Raw genomic sequence first — 24,552 nt, forward strand, 5'->3', positions numbered from 1 at the left:
ATAAAACATGTGTCAATTACATAACCATCCGCAGAAACGTTCTGCGGATGGTTAACGATTAGCCGACGACGCGACCGGCGACATAAATGACTTGCCCTGTCACATAGCCTGCTTGGTCTGAGCTTAAGAATAGGATCGTATTTGCGACGTCTTCTGGTGTTCCTACGCGTTTAATGTTGTTCTGATCAATTGCGCCTTGTTTCACATCTTCATACGGAATGCCTGTCTTCTCTGAAATGGCTTTTGTCATATCCGTTTCAATAAAGCCTGGTGCAACCGCGTTGACGTTAATGCCAAATGGGCCTAACTCGATGCCGAGTGTTCTGGCCATTCCTTGAAGCCCTGCTTTGGCGGCAGAATAGTTCGTTTGCCCTCGGTTTCCGAGTGCAGAGCGCGAAGAAAGCATCACGATTTTGCCGTACTTTTGCTTCACCATATACGCTTGTGCCGCTTTTGAGCAGAGGTACGCGCCTTTTAAGTGTGTATCCATAACAAGATCGAAGTCCTCTTCTTCTAATTTGAACAGAAGACTGTCACGAGTAACCCCGGCATTGTTAACGAGGATATCAATGCGGCCGTAACGTTCTGCGACTTGTTTCATCGCATCTTGGACTTCTTCTTTGTTACTCACATCACAACGTACGGCCATGGCTGTGCCGCCTTGCTCTTCAATTTGCTTTACAACTTCTTCGGCTTTTTCAACATTCACATCAAACAGCGCAACCGATGCGCCTTCCAATGCGTACATCTCTGCCGTTTTTGCACCGATTCCTTGACTCGCGCCTGTTACGACAGCCACGCGTGTATCAAAACGTTTCATCACGAAAATCTCTCCTTCTCCGATCTCTCTCTTTACACGCTCTTTGGTTCATGTTGTCCAACCTGTTCATAAAACTCTTGTCGAAGTGCCTCCCGAAAGTCCGGGTGGGCAATGTCGATTAATGCCTCTGCACGTTCACTCGTGCTCTTCCCGAATAACGAGGCAATCCCGTACTCTGTAACAACGTAATGAACGTCCGATTTCGTAGAAGTAAACCCTTGGACGTTCATGACAATTCTTGATCGCTTGCCACGACTTGCCGTTGACGGCAAAGCGATGATTGACTTCCCACCACGAGACGCCATCGCGCCACGCATGAAGTCCATTTGCCCACCTACACCTGCAACAAACGTTTCATTAATCATTTCTGCGTTGATGTTGCCGACAAGATCGACTTCAATCGCAGAGTTAATGGCAATGAAATTGGAAAGCTTAGCAATTGTTGCGGTATGGTGCGTGTAGTTGGACGGTTGCAACGCTATCAGGGGATTGCGATCGGCAAAGGCGTACAATTCCTTTGAGCCGACGAGGCACGTGGCCATGACTTTGCCTTGATCCATTTCTTTATGTTCATTTGTGACGACCCCATCGTTGATTAATTGAATCATCGCTTCTGGGAATGTCCCTGTATGAACACCGAGCTCTTGTTTATCATGCAACGATGCGACGACCGCATTTGCTAAAGAGCCAATTCCTACTTGAATCGTCGCTTTGTCAGGTACGAGCGTCGCCACATGTGTTGCGATTTGTTGCTCAAGTTCACCTGGCGTCGCGGCCGACAGCTCGTTTAATTGCCCTTCACCTTTTACGAAGTAGCTAATCTCATCCGTAGAAATGACTGGCGCACCGTCTGTCCATGGCAGCGACGGGTTCACTTCGGCAATCACAACGTCTGCCGCTCGAAGCGCAGCCAACGTATAATCACATGAAACACCTAAGCTTGTGTGCCCTTCGGCGTTTGGTTCTGTGCACATGATGAACGCAACATCTGGCTGTAGAGTCTCCATATAACCTGGAACGTTAGACAGGTTCATCGGCACATACTCAGCCATGTTCTGTTTAACCGCTTCTTTCACTTGACCGTTTAATAAAAACGAACGAATCTGAAAGTGCTCCTTATAAAACGGATTTGCATAATGACATGGCGTTGCAAGTGGCATATGATAAATCGTCAAACCTGTAAAGCGTTCACGTTCTGACACGAGTGCGTCGAGAAGGTGCAACGGTTCCCCTGAAAGGCCAGGTAAAACGACGGTACCGCTTTTAGGAATCTGGGCAATTGCTTGATCGATTGGCGTATATGAAATCATCACTTACACCTGTAAGTTTTCAAAAATTGTCGTGATTCCAAGTCCTCCACCGATGCACGCCGTTACTAAGCCGTAGCGACTTCCTCTTACTTTCATTTCGTTCATTAATTTGATCGTAAGAATGTTGCACGTTGCACCTAATGGGTGACCGAGCGCGATTGCACCACCGTTCACGTTCACACGGTTTAGATCGGCTCCGAGTTCTTTCACGACGCTTAATGCTTGCGCTGCAAATGCTTCGTTTAACTCAATCAAATCAATATCGTCTAACGTGAGACCGGCTTGTTTTAATGCTTTGTGTGTTGATGGTACAGGACCGATCCCCATATAATCTGGACGGACACCCGCGCTTGCTTGAGCGACAACGCGTAGCTTCGGTTGCAGTCCACGGCGCTCTGCTTCTTCTTTTGACATAACGAGCGTTGCTGCGGCGGCATCGTTTCTGCCACTCGAGTTCCCAGCCGTGACCGTTCCACCTTGTTTAAAGACGGCGTTTAGCTTGCCGAGCTTCTCAAGGTTCGTCGCCCGTGGATGTTCGTCTTCTTGGAACAAGATCGTCTGCTTTCGTTCTTTCACTTCAAACGGTGTGATTTCATCTTTAAATGCGCCACGCTCAATTGCTGACTTTGCAAGCTCTTGGCTTCGCAATGCAAATTCGTCTTGTTCTGTACGGGAGATATCGTACTGCTCCGCTAAATTCTCCGCGGTTAAGCCCATCGTTAAGTGGTGGCCATACACTTCTTCTGGTTGCGCTTTCGGTTGGCTTTCGGTATTCGGATCAACGATCACACTGTTGCCGGCTTGAAGCCCGAAACGCGCGCCACGAATGTAATACGGTGCTGTACTCATGCTCTCAACACCACCCGCTACGATCACTTCTCCTAACCCACTCATAATCTCTTGAGCAGCGTTATTAATTGACTGCAAACCAGAACCACACTGACGATGAACCGTATAAGCAGGAACTTCAATCGGCATCTCTGCTCTTAGTGCTGCTTTTCTAGCAATATTCGGTTGTTCTGTGCTCTGTTTGACGTGTCCGAGAATGACATGATCCACATCATTCCCGTCAAATTGATTGCGTTCGAGTAGTTCTTTCATGACATGTGCCGCTAGATAATCTGGTTCAACTGATTTTAACGTTCCACCCATACGACCAATCGCAGTTCGAACACCATCCACTACAACAACTTCTCTCATCCACAATCACCTCTTATGAATATTCTTTTTTCAACTGAGCCGCAATAATGTTTTTCTGGATTTCAGACGTTCCTTCGTAAATTCTCGTAATACGCGCATCACGGTAGTAACGCTCGATTGAGAATTCACGCATGTAACCCATACCGCCATGAATTTGGACGGCCAAATCAGCGACACGGCTGTACACTTCTGATCCGTAAAGCTTGACCATTGCCGCTTCTTTAATGACTTTTTTGCCTTCATCAGTGTCTTTGGCAATTTTGTACGTCATTGCTGATAGTGCTTCAATGTCTGTTGCCATGTCCGCTAAGTAATGTTGAATGATTTGTTGTTCGAAGATTGGCTTGCCGAATTGAATTCGCTCAAGGGAGTACTTCATTGAAAGATCCAACAATTTAATACAAGAGCCTAAGTTTCTTGCCGCTAAACCAGTACGTCCGTTTGCAAGGATCTTCAACGCGTTCACGTAACCTTGACCTTCTTCACCGAGTACGTTTTCGACAGGCACTTCGCAATCTTCGAAAAATAATTCAACTGATTGTGAACCGTGCAGACCCATTTTCTCTTCGACTTTTCCAACGATAAATCCAGGGAAGTCTTTTTCGACGATAAACGATGTAATCCCTTTTGCACCTTTTTCCGGATCTGTAACCGCCATTACCGTAAATATGTCACCGATCGTACCGTTCGTAATAAAGTGCTTGGAACCATTAAGAATGTAGTGGTCTCCTTTTTTCACCGCTGTCGTTTTTAAGTTGGCAGCGTTTGACCCTGCACTCGGTTCAGTAAGTGCGAATGCACCGATCCAATCACCACTTGCCATTGGGGGTAAGTATTTGCGTTTTTGCGCTTCGTTCCCTAATTCAACAATGCCGACACTACCGATTCCTGTATGTGCTCCAATAACCGTAGTAAAACCGTTCACGGTCTTTCCGAGTTCTTCGTAAATCCCGCACTTGTCATACATCGTAATGCCAAGACCGTCATATTCAGCTGGAATACTTAATCCGAACAGCCCAAGTTCCTTGCTTTTCTTCATCACTTCTGCTGGAATATGGTCGTTTTCTTCAATCTCATGAGCTACCGGCTCAACGGTATTCGTTATGAACCCTCTCACGGTATCTTTTAGCATTTTTACTTCTTCTGAAAATACAACTGTCATTGAAAAAAACCTCCATTAAATTAGTTTTGTTTGTCGTAGGTGCTGAATCGTTTCCTTTGAATACCCAAGTTCCGATAGAATTTCATCGGTATGTTGTCCAAGCGTTGGTGCTTCTCGTTCTATTTGCGCATCGGCACCGGAAAATTTAAGCGGAGAAGCTAGCTGCTTCAAAGTCCCAAGTTCAGGGTGCTCGGTTTCAATAATCATGTTCCGTGCTTCAACTTGTGGGTCACGCAACACTTCTTCAATATCATTTACAGGGCTTACACATGTTTCTTCATGCGCAAGCAAATCGGTCCATTCTTTTTGTGTTTTCGTGTAGAAGAGTTGTTGGAGGTCTTCTTTCATTTGCTTTTGACCTTCAAGTGAGTCGTGGAGGTGTTCAATGAGATCTTCACGACCAATCAATTCACAAAAACGACGCCAGAACTTCTCTTCCATCGGAGCGACCGCCATGTACTTGGCATCTTTCGTTTCATACACAGAGTAGCTGGCCTTCACACCCGACAACCTGAACTCTCCTTGTTGAGGGAGATCTCCTTTTTCGAGATGACCTCCAGCGATCGCAGATAACCAAGACAACGCACCATCCAACATCGATATATCAATGTATTGTCCTTTGCCCGTTCGTTCCCTTGAAAACAAAGCCATTAAGATTGCCGAAAGTGCCATTAATGAACCGCCACCAAGATCGGCCACTTGGACGCTCGGAGGAGGTGGCGTCTGTCCTTTTTCACCCATTAATCCTAAGATGCCCGCATACCCAATGTAATTAAGGTCATGACCTGCACGCTTCACGTAAGGTCCGTCTTGACCAAAACCTGAGATTGAGCAGACAATGAGGTCTTCTTTGTACGCCGTCAGTTCTTCATACGACAATCCGAGCTTCTTCATCACACCTGGTCGAAAGCTCTCCACAACGACATCTGCATCTTGAACGAGCTTTAAAAAGATTTCTTTTCCTTCTTCACTCTTTAAGTTCAGTGAGAGGCTACGTTTGTTGCGGTTCACTGACAAGTGCCTCGCACTATATCCGTCTACGATTGGTTCAGTGCTTCTACCGTAATCACCGAGCGTTGGCTCTTCCACTTTGATAACATCCGCTCCGTGATCAGATAGAAACATCGTGCAATATGGACCTGGAAGTAACCGCGTTAAGTCCAGCACTTTAATTCCTCGTAACAAAGCTTCCATCGAATCATCCCTTTTCATTGGCATGAATGTGCGATCTGCTACATTCCTTTAAATTCAGGTTTACGCTTTTCAAAAAACGCCGATACACCTTCTTTAAAATCATCAGACTGGAAACATAAGTCTTGAGCACTCGCTTCAAGTTCTAGCAACGTTTTTAAATCCCGATTCATATGAGAATTCAGTAATTTCTTCGTAAGGCCAATCGATACTGGCGATTTACTCGCTAACCGTTTGGCAACTTCATACGTTTCCTCTTGCAGAGAGTCGTGAGCGACAACTCGATTCACAATGCCTAATTGTTCAGCTTCTTGTGCGGTCACACGCTCTCCTAAGAACATCAATTCTTTTGCCTTTTGCTTACCAATTAGTGTCGGTAAAAAATGAAGCGCCGCAAAATCCGGCACGAGCCCTACATGAACAAACGACTGAACGAAAAACGCCTGTTCAGAAGCGATCACATAATCACAAAGAAGGACGAGGCTAAACCCAGCGCCAGCAGCCGGTCCATTCACCGAAGCGATAATCGGCTTCTCCATATCTAGCATCTTAAAGATTAGTGGTTGTGACTGTTGCAATCGCTGTCGACCTTTAAGTGTTGTCATTCCTTTTAACGCTTTTAGATCGCCACCTGCGGAGAATGCTTTTCCTTCTCCAGTTAAAATGATGACTCGAACGTCTTCATCACGTTCAGCTTCCTCTAACGCTTGCAACAGTTCAGAACGTAACTCCATGGAAAGTGCATTTCTTGTATCTGGTACATTTAGCGCAATCCTTAGAACTGTACCTACTTTCTCTTTAACAATGAATGACGGCTGCATAGCATCGACTCCTTTTAGAATTGTTCAGCCCCTTGAATCTTGCGACTGATTTCTTTAGAAACACTATGTAAATAACTTCCGATTTCTTCGAGTTCATCTTGCTTCAACCTTGCTGTCATCCCAAACAAACAAATGCTCATCTCGACATCGTGATTCACATTAAAAATCGGAGCTGCAACACCAAAGATCCCTTCAATTGACTCTCCGTAGTTTGTTGCATATCCCTTTTCTACGACACTTGGTAGTTCTTGTTCAATCTTTGAGACGTCTTCAAACGTCTCACTCTCATGAAGCTCTCGGAAAATGTCTTGTTGTTCCTCTGGCGGCATGTAAGCGAGCAAACACTTTCCATATGCGCCTGCTTCAATAGAAAAATGACGACCGACTGAAACATGAACGCCAAAGTCTCCACCTTCTACTTTCGCAACGATCGTTGTCTTCATCTTACCTACCCGACTTACGATCACAGATGTAAGACCCGTATTCTCAGAAATCTTCTCAAGATATGGCAATACTAACGCCAAGTCGAGAGAATTTTCTTTCGCCCGCTCACCAAGTACGACGAGGTAAGGCCCTAGGCGATAACGCTTTGACTTCTCATGGAAGGTAACAATCGAGCTTTCTTTTAATTGTTGTAGAATTCGAAAGCACGTTGTGGGCTGCAGTTCTAACGCGTTTGCGATTTCTGTTACTGTGCTATCACTGAACTTCTTGCGACTTAGTAACCTTAAGATTCTAAATGCACTATCTACGGCAGGTACACTATACTTTGCTTTTTGTTTTTTCTTCTGATCTCCAGTAAGCAACGGTGGAGTACCTCCTTCAATCCGCCCCTTCGTAAAAATTCATCGGGGCTCTCATGCGATTACAACGTGATTTCTTGTCGAAACAAACTACCCCTAACTGTAATCGCTTACAGAAAATTTTATATATAAAAACTTATTTTGTCAATAAAATTTAGACGATTTCTTCTTTTATACTAAAGGCGAAGTCAATGACGTTTGACTTCGCCTTGTGATTATTTATGTGTAAAGACCGGTCGACGTTTTTCAATGAATGCACTAATGCCTTCTTTTGCGTCTTCAGTACTAAACAACTCTTGGAACATTTGCCGTTCATATTGCAAGCTTTCACTCAACGGTTGTTCTTCTCCTACGTTTACACAGCTTTTAATTCTCGACAGTGCTTGTAACGAGTGCCGGGAGATTTTCGTTGCGAGAAGCTCTGCTTTCTCCATACCTGCGCCTTTTGGTACGACTTCAGTCACAATGCCGAGTGCTAACGCTTCTTCGGCTTCAATTTGAGAACCTGTAAACATAATTTCCTTCGCTTTTGATGGTCCGACGATCTTCGGTAAGCGTTGCGTTCCGCCACCACCTGGAAGTAAACCGAGCTTAATTTCAGGGAAGCCCACTTTCACATGATCTTCAGCAACCCGCAAGTCACACGCGAGCGCAAGTTCTAACCCACCGCCTAACGTATAGCCATTCAACATAGCAATCGTAGGTTTTGGTGTATTCGCAACCACTTCAAAGACACTTTCTTGATCTGCTGATTGCTGTTGTTGCTTTAAGCGTTGCGGAAACTCTTTGATGTCCGCTCCAGCGACAAATGCTTTGTCTCCAGCTCCTCGAATGATGAGCGTGACAACATCATCGTCTTGCTCAAGCTCACGAACCATAGAAATCAGTTCAGTACGCACTTGAATATTGAGTGGATTCATCGGTGGGTTATCGATCGTTACAATTGCAATTGGACCTTTTTTCTCCAAAGAAATCACTTCGTACATCGTAACATCTCCTCTTTAATTCAACGCTCGTTGTTATTGCGTCGTATATTATGACCTCAATTTTCGATCCATCACTCGAGTGACTGCGCTCTCAAAATCACATGATGAAACTTCCCGTTCCTCCCTTCCGTTACTTCACAAACATCTTCATTAAATGTTCAGCACTTTTATGAGCTGTCTCGGTAATGTCTAATGGGCCCGACAGTGAGTACCAAGAAATTGAGTAATTCATCGCACCTAATAAAAGGTTCCGTTTTACTTTCACATCACCTTGCTCAAACTCTCCAGACGCCATACCCTCTTCAATCATACGGTCCATACACGATGCATAATCGTGCCGGAGTTTCACGACATGGTCCAGCTTCTCTCCAGAAAAGAACGACCTCGGCTTTGACCCAATTTCAAAGCCTGACCTTTCGGTTAATAAGTATTCCATGTGGACAACGATGGCTTTGTGCAATTTCTCGTGACTGTTCACGTCTAATCGCTCAATTTCTTCCGCCTGCTGAATACTCTCACCGAGCAACTGCTTCGTACAATAAAAGACAAGGTCTTCTTTATCCTTGAAATAGTAATACAACGACCCCTTCGTCATGAGTAACTCACTTGCAATATCATCCATCGTCGTTGCATGATATCCTTTTTTTGAGATTAAACCCATGGCAGAATTCATAATTTCATTGATCTTCTTCTCTTTCTTTCGCTCTCTCAATGACATATCATCACACCTTATTGACATAAATTCTATGGGTTCAATTTTTAAATGTCAAATTAATCTTTTGAAATTTCTATTTATTTTACGATCACAGCTGTTTTCCCCTTAAACTGCTCGTGAGCAGACCACGTAGACAAGTATAGATGGACAGCTATTGGTTTAATTTCAGCCACTCACTTGCGCGATCTCTTAACGCTCGTTTCAAAACCTTCCCTGCCCCGCTTGTCGGTAATTCCTTGACGAACGCGACCTCACGGATTTTTTTATACGGTGTTACTTGATCGTTTACGTAGCCCATTAACGCCTGTTTCATCGGTTCTGTTGGTTGATCGTTTTTCAACACGACAAATGCGACTGGGATTTCACCGTTAATTTCATGAGGGACACCGACGACTGCGACTGTCGCAACTTCTGGGTGTCGGTACAGAATCTCTTCAAGTTCCTTCGGATAGACGTTGTATCCTTTATATAAGATCAAGTCTTTCTTGCGATCGACAATGTATACGTACCCTTCATCGTCTACGTAACCTAAGTCACCGGTGTAAAGCCAGCCATCACGTAAGGCAATCGCTGTTTCTTCCCGATTATTCAAATACCCTTGCATGATTTGTGGTCCTTTGCCAGCTACTTCACCAACTTCTCCTGTCGCCGCTTCACTTCCGTCTTCTTTTACAATGCGAATTTTTGTATCGTACGTAGGAATTCCTACAGAGCCCACTTTCGTCTTTCCTCCAATTTCTGCAGGGTTCGATGTTAACATCATCGTCGCCTCGCTCAACCCGTATGCTTCCGTAACTGTTGCATTACGGAAAATACCTTTTAACTTCTCCAATGCAACTTTAGAAATTGGCGATGCTCCTGAACGGACTTGCTTCACACTACTAAGGTCCATCTTCTCAATGCCTGGAACATTAATGAGTGCATGAAACATCGGCGCTGCTCCACCGACCGATGTCACTTGGTGGTAGGCAATCGCCTCTAGAAATGATTTGGGCTCAAACCGCTTTATTAAAATAATCGTTGAACCTTGAAGTAGCACATTGTTCAAATAACCGACTGTTCCCATGGCATGGTACCAAGGCGTTACATTTAATAACCTTCCTGTACCAAACGGAATGGCATACTTCTCCTTATCACCTGGTAATTCATTTAATACGATCGCTTCATCTTCAACTTCCGCCACGCCTCCGTTTGTAAAGCAACACGACTGAACAACGTTTGTGACAACATTTGCGTGCGTAAGCATAACGCCTTTACTTCTTCCAGTTGTACCTCCCGTGTATGCAATATGCGCCAAATCACTCTCCACATCTATGTCAATTGCAACCGGAGTGGCTTCCTCTTGTTGAAGCAGTTGCTTGAAATTCAAACCTTCTACACCTTCATCACTGACATAGATGATGTGTTCGATCAATGTCTCTTTAAAAGACACCGCTGAGTTCGACGTAATGATTACTCGTGCTCTCGCATCGTTTAATTGATGAGACAACTCATCTTCAGATAATAAGGGATTGGCCGGTGTAAATGTCGCCCCACTTATCAACGTCCCGTAATAAGCAACAAGAAACGATGAGCAGTTCGGAAGATGCACACAAACGACATCGCCTTTTTCAATACCAAGCCGTACGAGGGCACGAGCGAATTTCAGGCTATCTTTATAAAGCTGTTCATAGGTGAGATGTTCTTCTTGGTCAATTAACACGAGCCGCTCCCCATAGCGCCTTGCACTCCCTTTTAATATGTGGTGCACAGGCTGTTGCGGATACGTCAGCTGTGTCATCGTTCATCGCCTCCATCGAATTTTTTCACATAACCGTTCGCTCACACGACATTTAATCTTCATATGTTAACGCTTACATTTTTAAGTTTTCTACTGCCTTAATTAAAGGTTGCTTCAATATCTTACCGGTGGCATTGCGAGGCAATTCATCAACAAAATGACATGCAGAAGGAACTTTGAAACTAGACAAGTGTTGCCTTACATGCTCTTGGAGTTCTTTTTCACTGTAGGTGTTCTTCGCGTGACTAGGTACGATGACCGCTACAATTTCTTGCCCCCACGTTTCGCTGACACGAGGTACGACCGAAACGTCGTATACGCCTTCATGCAACAATAAGACTTCCTCAATTTCATTCGGGGCAATGTTCTCACCACCACGAATAATCATGTCGTCAAGTCGTCCCTCAACATACAAGTATCCTTCTTCATCTAGATATCCCGCGTCACTCGATACGTACCAACCGCCTTGTAATGCTTTTGCCGTCGCCTCTGGACGATTGTAATACCCTTGCATCGTTCGCGATGTACGAGCCACAACCGTTCCTACTTCATTAGCCGGCAACACTTGACCTTCAGAATCCCAAATTTGAATTTCCACATCAGGAAGTGGCTTCCCGACCGATTGAATGCGTCGCTTCGTCTGTTCAGTTGGACGTTTGCGATGTTCATCATGCACGTCAGATCCTAATAGCGTAATTGTGGACAACGTTTCCGTCATGCCATACACGTGGGTGACCGCTGTTTGTTCTGGTAAACCATTCATAAATGCTTCTAGTACCGGTAACTGAGCTTTCGCTGACCCGTACACAATACTTTGCAAGCTGCTAAGATCATACTGGCGCTCTTGAAGTGTGTCGGTGATTAGCTTCATCATCGTTGGAGCTAGAAATGTTTTCGTAACGTTTACGTCTTCTACAGCTTGTAGCCACTGACGAGCATCAAATTGTCGAAGCATCGCAATATGATTCGTTCCTACTAAGGATAAAAGCGCATTTAACAAACCTGCAATGTGAAAGTTCGGGGCGTGAAGCAATGAGACCGTCTTACCAATGGAGTCTGCATTCGGATACACACTAAGAAAGTTTGCGATCGTTTTGCTCGTAATCATCACAGGCTTTGGCTGTGATGTCGTCCCACTCGTAAAAATCAAATATGCCAAATCATCATTAGCGCCTTGCGTAACAGCAAGCGGTTCTTGCCCCACATACACTTCCTCTGCCGAAATAACCTGTTCAATTGTACGACAGTGCGTATTTAAGTCGTCTGCCAGCTCACGATAACGACGTTCACTCACGATAACTCTTGCGCCACTATCCTCAACCATCTGCTGCAATTCCGCATACTTTCCCCGATAGTTCAACGGAACGAATGTCACATTTAGTTTCGAACAAGCAAGTAAGGAAACGATGAAATGGGGATGATTAGTTCCGAGCCATGCCACCCGATCACGAGCGTTAATTCCGAGACTGACTAGGTGTTGAGCAAAACCGTCTGCTCGTTGCAACACCTCAGAATAGCGCAGCGCTTCTCCCTCAAAGTGGACGAATGGATCTTCCTCTTTTGTTACGCTCTCCTTTACTAATGAGTAAATCATTGATCACATACCACCTTTACTATAAAAACAAATGAGTTTCTTATGAAGTGATTGTGCCAACACGATTTTGCTGAAAAGGTCGCTGCCACAAATGATTGGCACCGACCTTTTGCACATACACGGTTGATGATTCGAATTCGCAACCGTCTACGTTTCTCTTAGTTGTTCTTGAGCTGTTAACACCTCTTGATTATGTTGGCCTAGTTTCGGAGCCAATTCTTTTAGTTTCGCAGGTGTGCGGGAAAGTTTGATCGGGAATCCGATCGTTTTCATTGCTCCATATGGAAGAATCATCTGACGATCATTGATTTGTGGATCATCGACCATCTCGTCTAACGTAAGAACTGGTGTGACACAAGCATCCGCATCTAAAAAGACGTTCTGCCATTCATGAAAGTCTCGTTTATAGAATTCTGACTGTACTTCATGTTTCACACGGCGCTGTACGTCACTTGATGCACGGTGTTGTTCTATGAGATCAAGACGTCCAAGCTTTTCACAGAAGTTCTTCCAGAACTTCGGTTCAAGTGCGCCTACCGCAAACCAACGACCGTCTTTTGTTTCATACGTTTCATAACAAGCAAGTTTACCACTTAAGACCATGTTGCCTCGGCTAGGCTCCTTGCCTCCCATAAGAAAATGAGGCAAGAATGTTTGCATCCAAGAGACCGCACCGTCCATCATTGAAATATCGACATATTGCCCTTCACCTGAACGCTCTCGTTCCAATAGAGCGACTAAAATTCCAACCGCAGCCGTTAATCCTCCACCACCAATATCCCCAATTTGCGCGGCAGGGATTTGTGGCTTTGTCTCATCACCGATTAGATTCAACAATCCGGCTGTACTAATAAAATTCACATCGTGACCGGCTTTTTTTGCATAAGGACCTGTCTGACCGTATCCTGTAATCGAACAATACACAATGCGAGCATTCACTCGTTTTACTTCTTCATAGCCTAATGAAAGACGCTCCATCACGCCAGGACGAAACCCTTCGACGATGACGTCTGCATCTTTAACAAGCGCTAGAAACTGATCCCTACCCTCATCGCTTTTCAAGTCCAGTGTCACACTTTTCTTATTGCGATTGAGGCTATGGAACATCGCACCATCGCCGTCAACAATAGGCGGGCTTTCCCGTGCATAATCTCCCACATCAGGGCTTTCAACTTTAATCACTTCAGCTCCAAAATCCGCAAGCATCATCGTACAATACGGCCCAGGAAGAAGACGAGTTAAATCCAATACTTTTACAGATGTAAGTGGCATTGAAGTCCTCCTTATCAATCCACGATTCGTTCGATAATCGTCGCGTTTGCCATCCCATTTCCTTCACACATCGTTTGAAGACCGTATCTTCCACCTGTTCGTTCTAGCTCATTCATCATGCTAATCATTAATCGTCCACCGCTCGCTCCAAGTGGATGCCCAAGCGCAATTGCACCACCAATTGGATTTAACTTTTTCGGATCAACTTTGAACTCTTCCAGCCAACACATCGGGACACTTGCAAAGGCCTCATTCACTTCAAAATGATCAATCTCTTCAATTGATAGATTCGCTTTTTCCAACACTTTATGAGTCGCAGGAATTGGGCCCGTTAGCATGAGCGTAGGGTCAGAGCCGGTTACCGAGCGCGCAACAATTTTAAAGCGCGGCTTTAACCCGAGTTGTTCTGCTTTCTCTTTACTCATGAGTAACAAGGCGTTTGAGCCATCACTAATCTGACTCGAGTTCCCCGCTGTTATTTTGCCATCTTCGGCAAAAGCTGGTTTTAATGTAGCTAGTTTTTCGACACTCGAATTCCTTCTAGGCCCTTCATCTTCTGTTATTGTCGCCGTCGTCCCATCAGGGAGTGTTACCTCAATCGGCATAATTTCACTTTGGAAGCCGCCACGGTCTTGCGCTTCCACCGCACGACGATGACTTTCAAAGGCGTATTCATCCATCTGTTCCCGAGTAAATCCCCACTGATCTGCGATCCGGTCTGCAGACAACCCTTGATGGATCAATTCGAACCTTTCAGATAATTTCGGGCTAGGCCTTACACCTTGTCTCGTTGAACCAATCGGAACACGGGACATGCTCTCAACACCACCAGCGATGACAACGTCCATATCACCACTCAGTATTGCCTGTGCCGCGAAACTTACTGCTTGCTGGCTCGAACCACACTGACGATCAACGGTCGTTCCTGGGACTTCAATCGGAAACCCTGCAATTAACGTTGCACTACGAGCGACGTCTAAAGCTTGCTCACCGATTTGGCTTACACACCCTAAAATCACATCTTCAACAAGTCCCGGATCAATCCCAGCACGGTTCACGACTTCTTTAATCGGCAACGCCGCTAATTCATCGGCTCGGATCCCGCTTAATGCCCCCCGGTTCTTACCAACAGGCGTACGTACGGCTTCTACAATAACGACTTCTCTCATGAAATGACCTCCTTTAATCTTCTGATTTATAATCCTTCATTCTTTGCAATAATTACTTTCATAATTTCATTTGAACCAGCATAGATCGAAGTCACCGCAGCATCACGGTAACGTCTTGCTACATCATACTCTTCGGTATAGCCATACCCACCATGCAACTGTAAACACTCGTTCACGACTCGCTTATACAAGCTCGTCACCCACCATTTTGCCATCGAGACTTCGTTTACAACTTTGTTGCCTGCTGTATGCTCTTCAATGAGACGATCAACAAATGTACGACCAATTTCAATTTCTGATTTCATTTCTGCAATTTTAAATTGCGTATTTTGAAACTTAGAGATCGGTGTACCAAATGCTTTTCGCTCTTTTACATAATCAATCGTTTGATCAAGCACAATCTTCGCTGTGTTAATACTAGAAATCGATAGCATTAAACGTTCTTGTTGTAGCTTTTCCATTAAATAGTAGAAGCCTTGATTCTCTTCTCCTAGCAGGTTCTCTTTCGGTACTTTCACATTTTCAAAGACTAGCTCGCTCGTATCGTTGGCGTGCTGACCTAGTTTCTCTAACTTCTTACCACGTGAAAATCCATCGTACTCTGCTTCCACGAGTAGAAGGCTAATTCCACGACGTGCGGGTTCAGCATTTGGATCGGTTTTACAAACGACGACGAACAGATCACCGTAATAACCGTTAGTAATAAAGGTTTTCTCACCGTTGACGATATAATGATCGCCTTCAAGAACTGCCGTCGTTTTGACGTTCGCCAAATCCGAACCTGTTCCTGGTTCAGTCATCGCAATTCCACAGATCATCTCACCGCTTACGAGCTTCGGTAAATAATGCTCTTTAATTTCTTCACTGCCAAAGGCTTCAATATAAGGAACGGTGATGTCGCTATGGACACCAACCCCACCTAAACCACTGCCTACGCGGTTGTATTCTTCTGAGAGCAATGCGTTATATAAGAAGTTCGTGCCCATACCACCGTACTTCTCAGCAACTTGAGGTGCGAGAAACCCTTGCTCGCCCATCTTCTTCCAAAACGAGCGAGGGACTTGCTTCTCTTTCTCCCAATCCTTGTAATAGGGCATCGCTTCGTAATCTAGAAATCTTTGAATCGACTTACGGAATAATTCATGCTCCTCTTTAAATACCGTTCGCTTCATCGTCTCACCTCATCATTTTGGTTGCATACGAATTGCACCGTCTAAGCGGATTGTTTCTCCATTTAACATTGGGTTTTGAATGATGCTGAGTGCGAGTTGGGCAAACTCTGGTGGTTCACCTAAGCGTGGTGGGAATGGCACCATTTCACCGAGTGCTTTCTTCACTTTTTCTGGCGCATTTGCCATAAGTGGCGTTTCAAAGATCCCTGGAGCAATGGTCATCACACGAATACCTAGTGTAGATAAATCTCTTGCAATCGGCAGTGTCATTCCGACAATACCGCCTTTTGACGCACTATAAGCCGCCTGACCGATTTGCCCATCTGTCGCAGCAACAGATGCTGTATTAATGATGACGCCACGCTCCCCTTGGTCAGTTGGACTATTCTCACTCATCTTCTCTGCTGCTAATCGCAAGACGTTAAATGTACCAATCAGGTTGATGTTAATAATCTTCGTGAAGTGTGCAAGATCATGTACTCCTTGACGTCCAAACGTCTTCATCGCGCCACCTACACCCGCACAATTGACGAGTACATCGATCTTGCCGAAGTGATCAACTGCGACTTTTAAAGCGCTTTCAACACTTTCTTCATTCGTGACGTCTGTCTTTACGAAAACAGCTTTATCTTCTAGCGAGTCTGCTAACGCTCCGCCCTTTTCTTCATTTACATCTAGAATAACTGCGGTTCCTCCCGCTTCAACAAATTGGCGTACAACCGCTTCTCCAAGACCAGACGCTCCACCTGTTACGACAACCGTCTTCTTAGCAATCTCCATTTGAATACCCCTTTCGATCTCAAGTAGCAAAATGAGCTTATAATTAGTTAGAATTCTAAATGTTTACTTTTTGAATGTCAAGTTAAGTTTTAGAAAATTCAACTTATTGTCCGAGCATTTGTGTAGGCACAAACATGGCAATTTCAGGGAACAACAAGACGAGAATCATACAGAACAATAAAATAAAAACAAATGGCCATACGGCACGATATAGTGTCGACGTTCTAATATCTGGTGCGACACCTTTCATAATGAAAATACTAATCCCAAATGGTGGCGTTAAATTCCCGATGCATACTGCTATTGTAAACAGAATACCAAACCAGACCATATTAAAGTCAAAAGCACCTAAAACAGGTAGAAAGAGTGGTGCAGTGATCAGTAAGACCGCAACCGTATCAATAAACATCCCCAACACTAAGAAGAAGAGTAATATAAGGATGAGTACGACCCAGCGATTGAGTCCCGCGTCAGTAATCATACTCCCTAACCATTCTCCTGTACCGGTCACCGTTACAATACGAGCATAAGCCACTGCTCCGATCAGAATCCAAAACACAATTCCACAAAGCTTTGCGGTCATCATAAAGATCTGTTTGATATTTACAAAGGTGAGCTTTTTCCGTACGCCTGCAGCAAAGACAGCTCCTACAGCGCCAACTGCACCTGCTTCAGTAGGTGTCGCCACCCCTAAGTAAATGGATCCAAGAGCGAGTAAAATGACCAAACCAGGTAAAACAATTGATTTTAACGATTGGAATTTCTCTCTTAACGTATATCGCATATCTACTTCAACACTCGGGCCTTTCTCAGGTCGGAAGTAACAGAGAATGAGTGAATACACGATAAAAAGCAAACAAGCCATAATCCCCGGTACAATACCTGCCATAAACAATGCACCCGCCGAAACACTCGCTTCAGCAGCATAGACAATCATGACGATGCTCGGTGGAATTAACGCACCTAGTACACCTCCAGCCATTATAACACCTAACGTAAGCTGGTCATCGTATTTACGCTTTAACATTGAGGGTCTAGCGACCATTCCAACCGCTGCTGTAGCGACTGAAGCGACACCAACCATCGATGCAAAAACCGCAGCTACAATAGACGTCCCTGCTGCCAATCCTCCTTTCACCCCGCCAAACCAACGATAAATTGCTTCGTACATATCATCTGCCAAGTCGCTATACATGAGCACCGCAGCCATAAAAATGTACAACGGTAGTGCTGTTAATATCGCTTGTGTCGTCCGTTCATACGTTCCAAGTACAAAGCCGTCTAAACTCGGCAACCCATTCCAAAAAATCAAACCGAATAGAATTGAGATGCCACCAAGAGCAAAGGCGACGTGAACACCAAGGAGAAGGAACGTTAACAACGACAGAAACAATAGTAATGCAATGATCCAAATCTCCATCGTTATTCCTCCTCTGTCACATACAAAGGCTTGCCTCTCGTGATCATCGCAATGTCATTGATCAATTTCACAAGTCCTTGCAATCCGATTAAAAGACCACCAATCGGAACGATCAACCATTGAACCCAAAGAGGCATTTCCATCCCACCTGATGATGTTGCACCAATCTGGAAATAATGAATAACGTACGAGAAACCGACAACGACTAACGTACTTGCAATTAAGAGCAGAAACATCCCACCGATGACGTCGACGATGCTTTTCGTTCGTTCAGAAAAACGCTCAAAGAGGATATCCACTCTGACGTGGTGCCCCTTAGCAAGCGCGTACCCACCGAGTAAAAATGCGACAACACCCGTTGACCATGTGGATAAATCAAAGGCCCATACCGTTGGCGCACTAAAGAAGTATCTCAGCACAACATCTAAGGCAAGCAAGAAACTAACAACAGCGATTAAAGAGCCAATGAACCACGGCATCGATTTATTAACAATAGTGATTGCTTTCATCATCTGAATGATTATGCTCATCTTCTTCACCTCCAGAATAATCCGTTAAGTATGGATCGAAATACTGTTTGAATTCTGGATTTGCTTCTAACCAACGTTCGGTTTCTTCCTCTAACACTTCTACCATTCGTTCTGTCCGTTCATTAATCGACGCGTACTTCCCCCACAAATGCGTTTTGACTGCACTACGCATACTCTCAAAATCTTCACGATCCATAGCTACACACGTAACATCATTCTCATTCGCAAATTCAAACGCACGCTCCGTCATTGCTTTAGATGCTTCAGCAGCTTTCATTTCGACTTCTTGTGACGTTTCAATCATAATCTCTTGAATGTCTTCGGGCAGTTCATCCCACGAATCTTGATTGATCGTTACCATCGAGATTGCAGGATTTAACGTCGGTAACGAAATATAGTCAACGACTTCTACGTAACGATACGTTTCCAACGAATAGAATGGGAATTGGATCGCATCGAGCGTTCCTCGCATTAACCCTTCATACTGCTCAACCGTTGGCATGGTCGCAATCCCAGCACCTACCTGTTGATGGTAATCCATAGCTAGATTACTCGTTTGATTCATAATCAGCCCGTTCATATCAGACATGGAAGCGAGTGGCGTTGAAGACATATAACCAGTCACACTCGCTGGCCAAAAGTGCATCAGCTTAATTCCGTAGTCCTCTAATGATTGTTCATAGAGTTCTCCGAACTCTGTATTACGCATCATATGCAACGTGTGCTCTTCACCATAATTCCAAAACATTAACGAAACGACGTATAGCTCAGGAATCCGCTCCGTCCAAAACGCCCCATTCACTTCTTGCATGTCATACGTTCCTCTTGCAAGCGCGTCCGCAGATTCCCTTTGACCCGCCAATTGATTGCTATAATAAATATCAAACGTCACTTGATTGTTCGTACGTTCTTCAACTAGTTGTGTAAACTCCTCAACCGCATAATACTTTGGCTCCCAATCAAAATACGGAGGGTGTTGCGAAGAATTTAATACGAGGTGGTACGTCTCTTCGCCTCCCTCTTCTTCTGATGCTACTGTTGAGCTACACCCGGTCAGCACTAGACTGCAAACGACTACACTTACTAACAACCAGCGCAAACGATCCCCACCTTCTTTTATTTTGTAATCGCTTTCATTTTTTGCATTTCCATTATATTACTGAATGTATATTCAAATGTCAAATTATTTTAATTATTTAAAGTTTTACTTTCCTAACTTGTGTTGATCATGACCACTCCTACTGACTCGTGATATGATTGTAGTGTTCAATTTCTTCATAGAGAGGCTGAAAAGACGATGTATCATACCCTTGAAGAAGCATTGCTAGATTTAGAAAAAAACGGTGATTTACTACGTATAAAAGAAGAAGTCGATCCTGATTTAGAGATGGCTGCCATTCAACGAAGAGCGTACGAAGAAAATGGTCCTGCCATCCTCTTTGAAAATGTAAAAGGCTCTAAGTACCGCGCCGTCGCAAACTTGTACGGTTCCGTGGAGAGAACAAAGTTTCTTTTCCGAAAAACGTGGGATGGTGTGAACGATGTAATCGCGATGCGAGACGATCCGATGAGCGCTCTGAAGCATCCATTCAAAAACGCAACAACAGGCGTCTCTGCCGTCAAAGCATTGCCAATGCGTTTGCCGAGTGTGAAACATTCCAAATTAGAAGAAGTTTCTCTATCTGACTTGCCGATGATTAAGTCGTGGCCAGATGATGGTGGAGCGTTTATTACACTTCCACAAGTGTACTCTGAAGACCCGGACAAGCCTGGGATCATGAACGCAAACGTTGGCATGTACCGTGTCCAGCTTAACGGGAATGAGTACGTGCCTAACAAAGAAGTCGGCCTTCATTATCAGATCCATCGTGGAATTGGCGTTCACCAAGCCAAAGCAGTTAAAAAGGGCGAACCGCTAAAAGTAAGTATTTTCGTCGGAGGCCCCCCTGCACACACGGTCGCTGCGGTTATGCCTCTCCCTGAAGGTTTAAGTGAAATGCTATTTGCAGGTCTCTTGTCTGGCCGACGTTTTCGCCATAGTTATGAAGACGGGTTTATGATTAGCCACGACGCTGACTTTGTCATTACAGGTGAGATTTACCCTGATGACACGAAACCCGAAGGCCCGTTTGGCGACCACCTTGGTTATTATAGCTTGACGCATGAATTTCCAGTGATGCACGTGCACAAAGTGTACGCACGAAAAGACGCAATCTACCCGTTTACTGTCGTCGGACGTCCTCCACAAGAAGATACAAGCTTCGGTGACGTGATTCATGAATTAACTGGCGACGCTGTAAAACAAGAACTCCCTGGTGTAAAAGAAGTCCATGCGGTTGATGCTGCAGGTGTTCATCCCCTTTTATTTGCGATTGGAAGTGAGCGCTATACACCATTCCAACCGGTCAAAAAACCGATGGAACTGCTAACAATCGCTAACCGTATTCTCGGATTTGGTCAGCTTAGCTTAGCGAAGTATTTATTTATTACGGCAGATGATGACATTAGTACGCACGATGAAGCAAAATTCATGCAGTACGTGCTCGAACGAATTGACTTATCCCGTGATTTGCATTTCCAAACGAATACAACCATTGATACGCTCGATTATTCAGGCACAGGTCTTAATAGCGGAAGCAAAGTTATCTTTGCCGCCTATGGGGATAAATTGCGCGACTTATCCACAGAGGTCCCGAAATCTTTAAAAGAAAACAAAGATATCCACAATCCACAACTCGTCATTCCAGGGGTTGTGAGCATTGAACTCGGTGACTATGTTAATGAAGAGGAAGCGGAGAAGCAGATTGAACGTGTTACAAATCAATTAGCAAATCATCAAGACTTAGATGAGTGCCCACTGATTGTCGTTGCTGATGACAGTTCATTCGTAAGCGAAACACTCTCAAACTTTTTATGGGTCACATTTACGAGAAGTAATCCTTCTCACGACATGCACGGAATCAATAGTTTCACGAAGCACAAACATTGGGGTTGTGACAACGTCATTATCGATGCCCGTCTAAAGCCTCATCATGCACCGCCACTCATTGAAGACGAGTCGATCAATGAGAAGATTGATCGCTACTTTCCGTTAACAACGAACTAATATAAAGCCCAGTTCCTAAGTTTAGGAACTGGGCTTTATTATGATTACGCTTTTTCACCAACGACCGCAAAGCGTTCGTTCACGTGCTTCTCTTGTTCAATTTCATCGACGACTGCAATCGCATAATCTTCATAGCTAATGTAGCTCTCGCCTGTCGAATTTACGATGAGTATGTCGCCACCTTTTTCATAGGCACCTGTTTTCTTTCCATCTGGGTCAAAGAAAGCGGCTGGGCTGATAAATGTCCACGTGACGTTTGTTGTGTTTTGTAAAACGTCCAAGTTTTCATTTTGTCCTTTAGCCGTAGCTAACGCAAATTCAGGGAATTCTGCTGTTTCCATAAGTTGCGTTGTTTTTTGCTCATCCACATACAAGCTCCCTGCCCCTCCAACAACGATAAATCGTGCTGTTGTTCCAGCTAGCGCTTCAACCAGAGCTTTACCGACTTGAACATACTTGTCTTCTTCACCGAACGCCGCACCATATGCGCTAACGACAACGTCAAATGGTTCCAAGTCATTAGACGTAAGTTCAAATACGTCCTTTTCAAGAATGACTACATTTTCTTTTACTTTAGAACGATCTCTAACAACTGCCATAATTTCATGACCTCGTTTTAATGCTTCTTTCATAATTAAACGTCCAGCTTTACCACTTGCTCCGATGATCGCCACTTTCATTTGATCGACTCCTTCACAACTTGTAATCATTATCATTACATGTATTCATAATAGTTACATGTTAGTGATTCGTCAACTTGTATTTATTAACAAGAAGCATCTTGCCTTTTTCTGCGCTATAATAGGAACTACTTTACGATAAGCATTTGTCTTGAAAGCAGGTGACTTTATGTCAATTAGTAGTAGATTCTCCGTAGGAATACACATTTTGTCTCTCATTGAACTAAATAAGAATACCGTCAATACATCTGAATCCATTGCAGAAAGCGTCAATACAAATGCAGCTGTTATTCGTAAGATTATGGGAATGCTAAAAAAAGCTGACCTCATCACCGTCCAACCTGGAGTTGCAGGAATTCAGTTCGCTCGAGATTACGCAGACATTACTTTACTTGATGTGTACCATGCGGTGCATGTGGTAAAAGATAATGAGCTATTTAGTGTTCACAACAACCCTAATCCAAACTGTATTGTTGGTCAAAACATCCAAGGATCTGTGGAGCATTATTTCCACCGGGCTCAACAAGCGATGGAAGACGAACTAAAAACGATGACGATTAAAGATGTGATCAACGACATAAGAAAAGACGTACATTCATAGATCTCACGATAGACACAAAAAAACAGCCCAAGGGCTGTTTTTTCTATACTTTTTCTACAACCGATTCTGGTTGTGCAAAGTCTGCTTTTTTTAATTTGGCATCGAACACGAAGTTCCCAAACGGGATAATTGCGACCACGCTTGCCCCGAGAAACCACTTAAGAGACCAACGCACTGTAAGTGTGACAAGAAATACAAACGCCATGTAGAGCAAGAACAGTACACCGTGCGCCATCCCGACAATAGAGACTGCTTGGTCAACGCCGAACATATATTTAAGTGGCATGGCAATAAATAATAACGTAATGAGTGACAATCCCTCGACCAATCCTACTCTGCGAAACCATTTAAGCTGGAAGTTTTTCATATACGCCCCCTCCCTATTCACTTTACTAGATTTCATTTGCCGAGAGAGAGGACAATTCCGTGAACCTTTTTATAATGCCCACTTTTTTTGCTTCGTGAAGTTAATGTTCATCCATTTCGTTTGCTTTACATTCGACAACCGATCATACAGTTGCTCCCGGAACTGATCAATATCGTCGACACACGTAATTTTCGACTGATCATCAAGTAAGAAGTGAAAATCAATATAAAGCGTTCTGCCTACTTTTGAAGAACGGATGTGGGTCTCTTTAATGTCATACATGGCTTCAAGTTCCGTGACTACGTTCTTCACTTGTTGATCCGTCTTGGCGTCAGAGGACATGTGAAGCAGTTCTCGACCATTTCTTCGAATTAAAGAAATAGGAACCGTCATGAAATAGACACCTGCAAGCAATACCATAATCGGATCAATATAAGGAACAAACCAACTAAGGCTTGTGTTTTGCAAAAAGATTGCACTAATAAAACCGACCACAACAGCGAGACTTAATAACGTATCCATCAACCATTGTGCTGATTCTGCCTTTATAAATTCAGAGTGGTGTCGATTTCTTCTCATCACTTGTTGAATGACAAAACAGACGACAAGAGAGAAGATTCCATATAAAAGTGCACTCCCGAGTGCCACATCTCGTCCACCACTAGCCAATGCCATAATCGATGAAGACACTGCAGCAACACAAAGAACGCTAATCACGATTGCTTGTATAATGACGACCATCGGTTCGATCGAAGCTTTACCGAAAGGAAACCTTTTTGTATCCTCTTTTCGCACGTATTGCGATGCAATTAATGCGATTAGTGACATGAACAAACTAATTATTGAATAGATGCCATCAAAAAGAATCATTTGTGATGCACTGATGATTCCCCAAATAATTCCTACAACCGCAAATACAAAAGCTGTGGAAGCGGAAAGAAGTAATATTTTTGAGGTTGTATCCCTATTCATTGTTTCTACCTCTATTTCTCATGACTGAATATCAGTCATTTTTTGTGAATAAATAGAGCCACCCCAAGCGGTCAGCGCCCAAGGTGACTGAATATCAATCA

At 44.1% G+C, this 24,552-nt stretch carries 23 protein-coding genes; 2 read left to right on the forward strand and 21 right to left on the reverse strand.

Annotation, left to right across the window (positions count from 1 at the left end; genetic code table 11):
• Positions 1–58: 58 nt before the first annotated feature.
• The 18 genes from JOD17_RS01115 to JOD17_RS01200 form a co-directional block, all read right to left on the reverse strand.
• Entirely contained in the window at positions 59–820 is a 762-nt protein-coding gene (locus JOD17_RS01115) for an SDR family NAD(P)-dependent oxidoreductase (protein ID WP_204695610.1), read from the reverse strand.
• A 32-nt stretch (positions 821–852) separates the two neighbouring features.
• Positions 853–2,130, reverse strand: coding sequence for an acetyl-CoA hydrolase/transferase family protein (locus JOD17_RS01120; RefSeq protein ID WP_204695328.1), 1,278 nt, complete (start codon positions 2,128–2,130; stop codon positions 853–855).
• Positions 2,131–2,133: 3 nt separating this feature from the next.
• A complete protein-coding gene (locus tag JOD17_RS01125) occupies positions 2,134–3,330 on the reverse strand; it encodes a thiolase family protein (protein ID WP_204695329.1) in 1,197 nt (398 codons plus the stop codon).
• Positions 3,331–3,343: 13 nt separating this feature from the next.
• Entirely contained in the window at positions 3,344–4,492 is a 1,149-nt protein-coding gene (locus JOD17_RS01130; protein ID WP_204695330.1) for an acyl-CoA dehydrogenase family protein, read from the reverse strand.
• 15 nt (positions 4,493–4,507) lie between these two features.
• On the reverse strand, positions 4,508–5,686 hold the full coding sequence (locus JOD17_RS01135; RefSeq protein ID WP_042360475.1) for a CaiB/BaiF CoA transferase family protein: 1,179 nt from the start codon (positions 5,684–5,686) through the stop codon (positions 4,508–4,510).
• Positions 5,687–5,724: 38 nt separating this feature from the next.
• Positions 5,725–6,504 (reverse strand): enoyl-CoA hydratase/isomerase family protein, encoded by a 780-nt coding sequence (locus JOD17_RS01140; RefSeq protein ID WP_204695331.1) that lies wholly within the window; start codon positions 6,502–6,504, stop codon positions 5,725–5,727.
• A gap of 14 nt (positions 6,505–6,518) precedes the next feature.
• Positions 6,519–7,310 carry an IclR family transcriptional regulator gene (locus JOD17_RS01145; protein ID WP_204695332.1) on the reverse strand — a complete coding sequence of 264 codons (792 nt, stop codon included), beginning with the start codon at positions 7,308–7,310 and terminating at the stop codon, positions 6,519–6,521.
• 212 nt (positions 7,311–7,522) lie between these two features.
• The gene (locus tag JOD17_RS01150; RefSeq protein WP_204695333.1) at positions 7,523–8,293 is read right to left on the reverse strand and encodes an enoyl-CoA hydratase/isomerase family protein; all 771 of its coding nucleotides are present in this window, start codon (positions 8,291–8,293) and stop codon (positions 7,523–7,525) included.
• Positions 8,294–8,423: 130 nt separating this feature from the next.
• A complete protein-coding gene (locus tag JOD17_RS01155) occupies positions 8,424–9,011 on the reverse strand; it encodes a TetR/AcrR family transcriptional regulator (RefSeq protein ID WP_204695334.1) in 588 nt (195 codons plus the stop codon).
• 148 nt (positions 9,012–9,159) lie between these two features.
• The gene (locus tag JOD17_RS01160; RefSeq protein ID WP_204695335.1) at positions 9,160–10,788 is read right to left on the reverse strand and encodes a class I adenylate-forming enzyme family protein; all 1,629 of its coding nucleotides are present in this window, start codon (positions 10,786–10,788) and stop codon (positions 9,160–9,162) included.
• Between the two features lie 73 nt (positions 10,789–10,861).
• Entirely contained in the window at positions 10,862–12,382 is a 1,521-nt protein-coding gene (locus tag JOD17_RS01165; RefSeq protein WP_204695336.1) for a class I adenylate-forming enzyme family protein, read from the reverse strand.
• 147 nt (positions 12,383–12,529) lie between these two features.
• Complete coding sequence (locus tag JOD17_RS01170; protein ID WP_204695337.1) at positions 12,530–13,654, reverse strand: CaiB/BaiF CoA transferase family protein; 1,125 nt, start codon at positions 13,652–13,654, stop codon at positions 12,530–12,532.
• Positions 13,655–13,668: 14 nt separating this feature from the next.
• Entirely contained in the window at positions 13,669–14,823 is a 1,155-nt protein-coding gene (locus JOD17_RS01175; protein WP_204695338.1) for a thiolase family protein, read from the reverse strand.
• A gap of 26 nt (positions 14,824–14,849) precedes the next feature.
• Positions 14,850–15,995 (reverse strand): acyl-CoA dehydrogenase family protein, encoded by a 1,146-nt coding sequence (locus JOD17_RS01180; protein WP_204695339.1) that lies wholly within the window; start codon positions 15,993–15,995, stop codon positions 14,850–14,852.
• A 12-nt stretch (positions 15,996–16,007) separates the two neighbouring features.
• Positions 16,008–16,775, reverse strand: coding sequence for a 3-hydroxyacyl-CoA dehydrogenase (locus tag JOD17_RS01185; RefSeq protein WP_204695340.1), 768 nt, complete (start codon positions 16,773–16,775; stop codon positions 16,008–16,010).
• A gap of 103 nt (positions 16,776–16,878) precedes the next feature.
• Positions 16,879–18,195: a TRAP transporter large permease gene (locus JOD17_RS01190; protein ID WP_204695341.1), complete on the reverse strand. Its 1,317-nt coding sequence runs from the start codon at positions 18,193–18,195 to the stop codon at positions 16,879–16,881.
• Positions 18,196–18,197: 2 nt separating this feature from the next.
• Positions 18,198–18,725, reverse strand: coding sequence for a TRAP transporter small permease subunit (locus tag JOD17_RS01195; RefSeq protein WP_204695342.1), 528 nt, complete (start codon positions 18,723–18,725; stop codon positions 18,198–18,200).
• Positions 18,682–19,824: a TRAP transporter substrate-binding protein gene (locus JOD17_RS01200; protein ID WP_204695343.1), complete on the reverse strand. Its 1,143-nt coding sequence runs from the start codon at positions 19,822–19,824 to the stop codon at positions 18,682–18,684. Before JOD17_RS01200 ends, JOD17_RS01195 begins: the two co-directional genes overlap by 44 nt.
• Before the next feature lie 198 nt (positions 19,825–20,022).
• Between JOD17_RS01200 and JOD17_RS01205 the strand changes: the two genes are divergently transcribed.
• The gene (locus JOD17_RS01205; RefSeq protein ID WP_204695344.1) at positions 20,023–21,831 is read left to right on the forward strand and encodes a UbiD family decarboxylase; all 1,809 of its coding nucleotides are present in this window, start codon (positions 20,023–20,025) and stop codon (positions 21,829–21,831) included.
• A 44-nt stretch (positions 21,832–21,875) separates the two neighbouring features.
• On the opposite strand, the gene JOD17_RS01210 is transcribed toward JOD17_RS01205, so the two are convergent.
• Positions 21,876–22,511 (reverse strand): NAD(P)-dependent oxidoreductase, encoded by a 636-nt coding sequence (locus JOD17_RS01210; protein WP_204695345.1) that lies wholly within the window; start codon positions 22,509–22,511, stop codon positions 21,876–21,878.
• Positions 22,512–22,680: 169 nt separating this feature from the next.
• Here JOD17_RS01210 and JOD17_RS01215 point away from each other — a divergent pair, with 169 nt between their 5' ends.
• Entirely contained in the window at positions 22,681–23,112 is a 432-nt protein-coding gene (locus JOD17_RS01215) for an Rrf2 family transcriptional regulator (protein WP_204695346.1), read from the forward strand.
• 43 nt (positions 23,113–23,155) lie between these two features.
• On the opposite strand, the gene JOD17_RS01220 is transcribed toward JOD17_RS01215, so the two are convergent.
• Positions 23,156–23,479 (reverse strand): DUF3817 domain-containing protein, encoded by a 324-nt coding sequence (locus tag JOD17_RS01220; RefSeq protein ID WP_204695347.1) that lies wholly within the window; start codon positions 23,477–23,479, stop codon positions 23,156–23,158.
• A gap of 69 nt (positions 23,480–23,548) precedes the next feature.
• A complete protein-coding gene (locus JOD17_RS01225) occupies positions 23,549–24,451 on the reverse strand; it encodes a cation diffusion facilitator family transporter (RefSeq protein ID WP_204695348.1) in 903 nt (300 codons plus the stop codon).
• Positions 24,452–24,552: the final 101 nt, after the last annotated feature.

The organism is Geomicrobium sediminis (assembly GCF_016908595.1).
Classification (GTDB): domain Bacteria; phylum Bacillota; class Bacilli; order Bacillales; family Marinococcaceae; genus Geomicrobium_A; species Geomicrobium_A sediminis.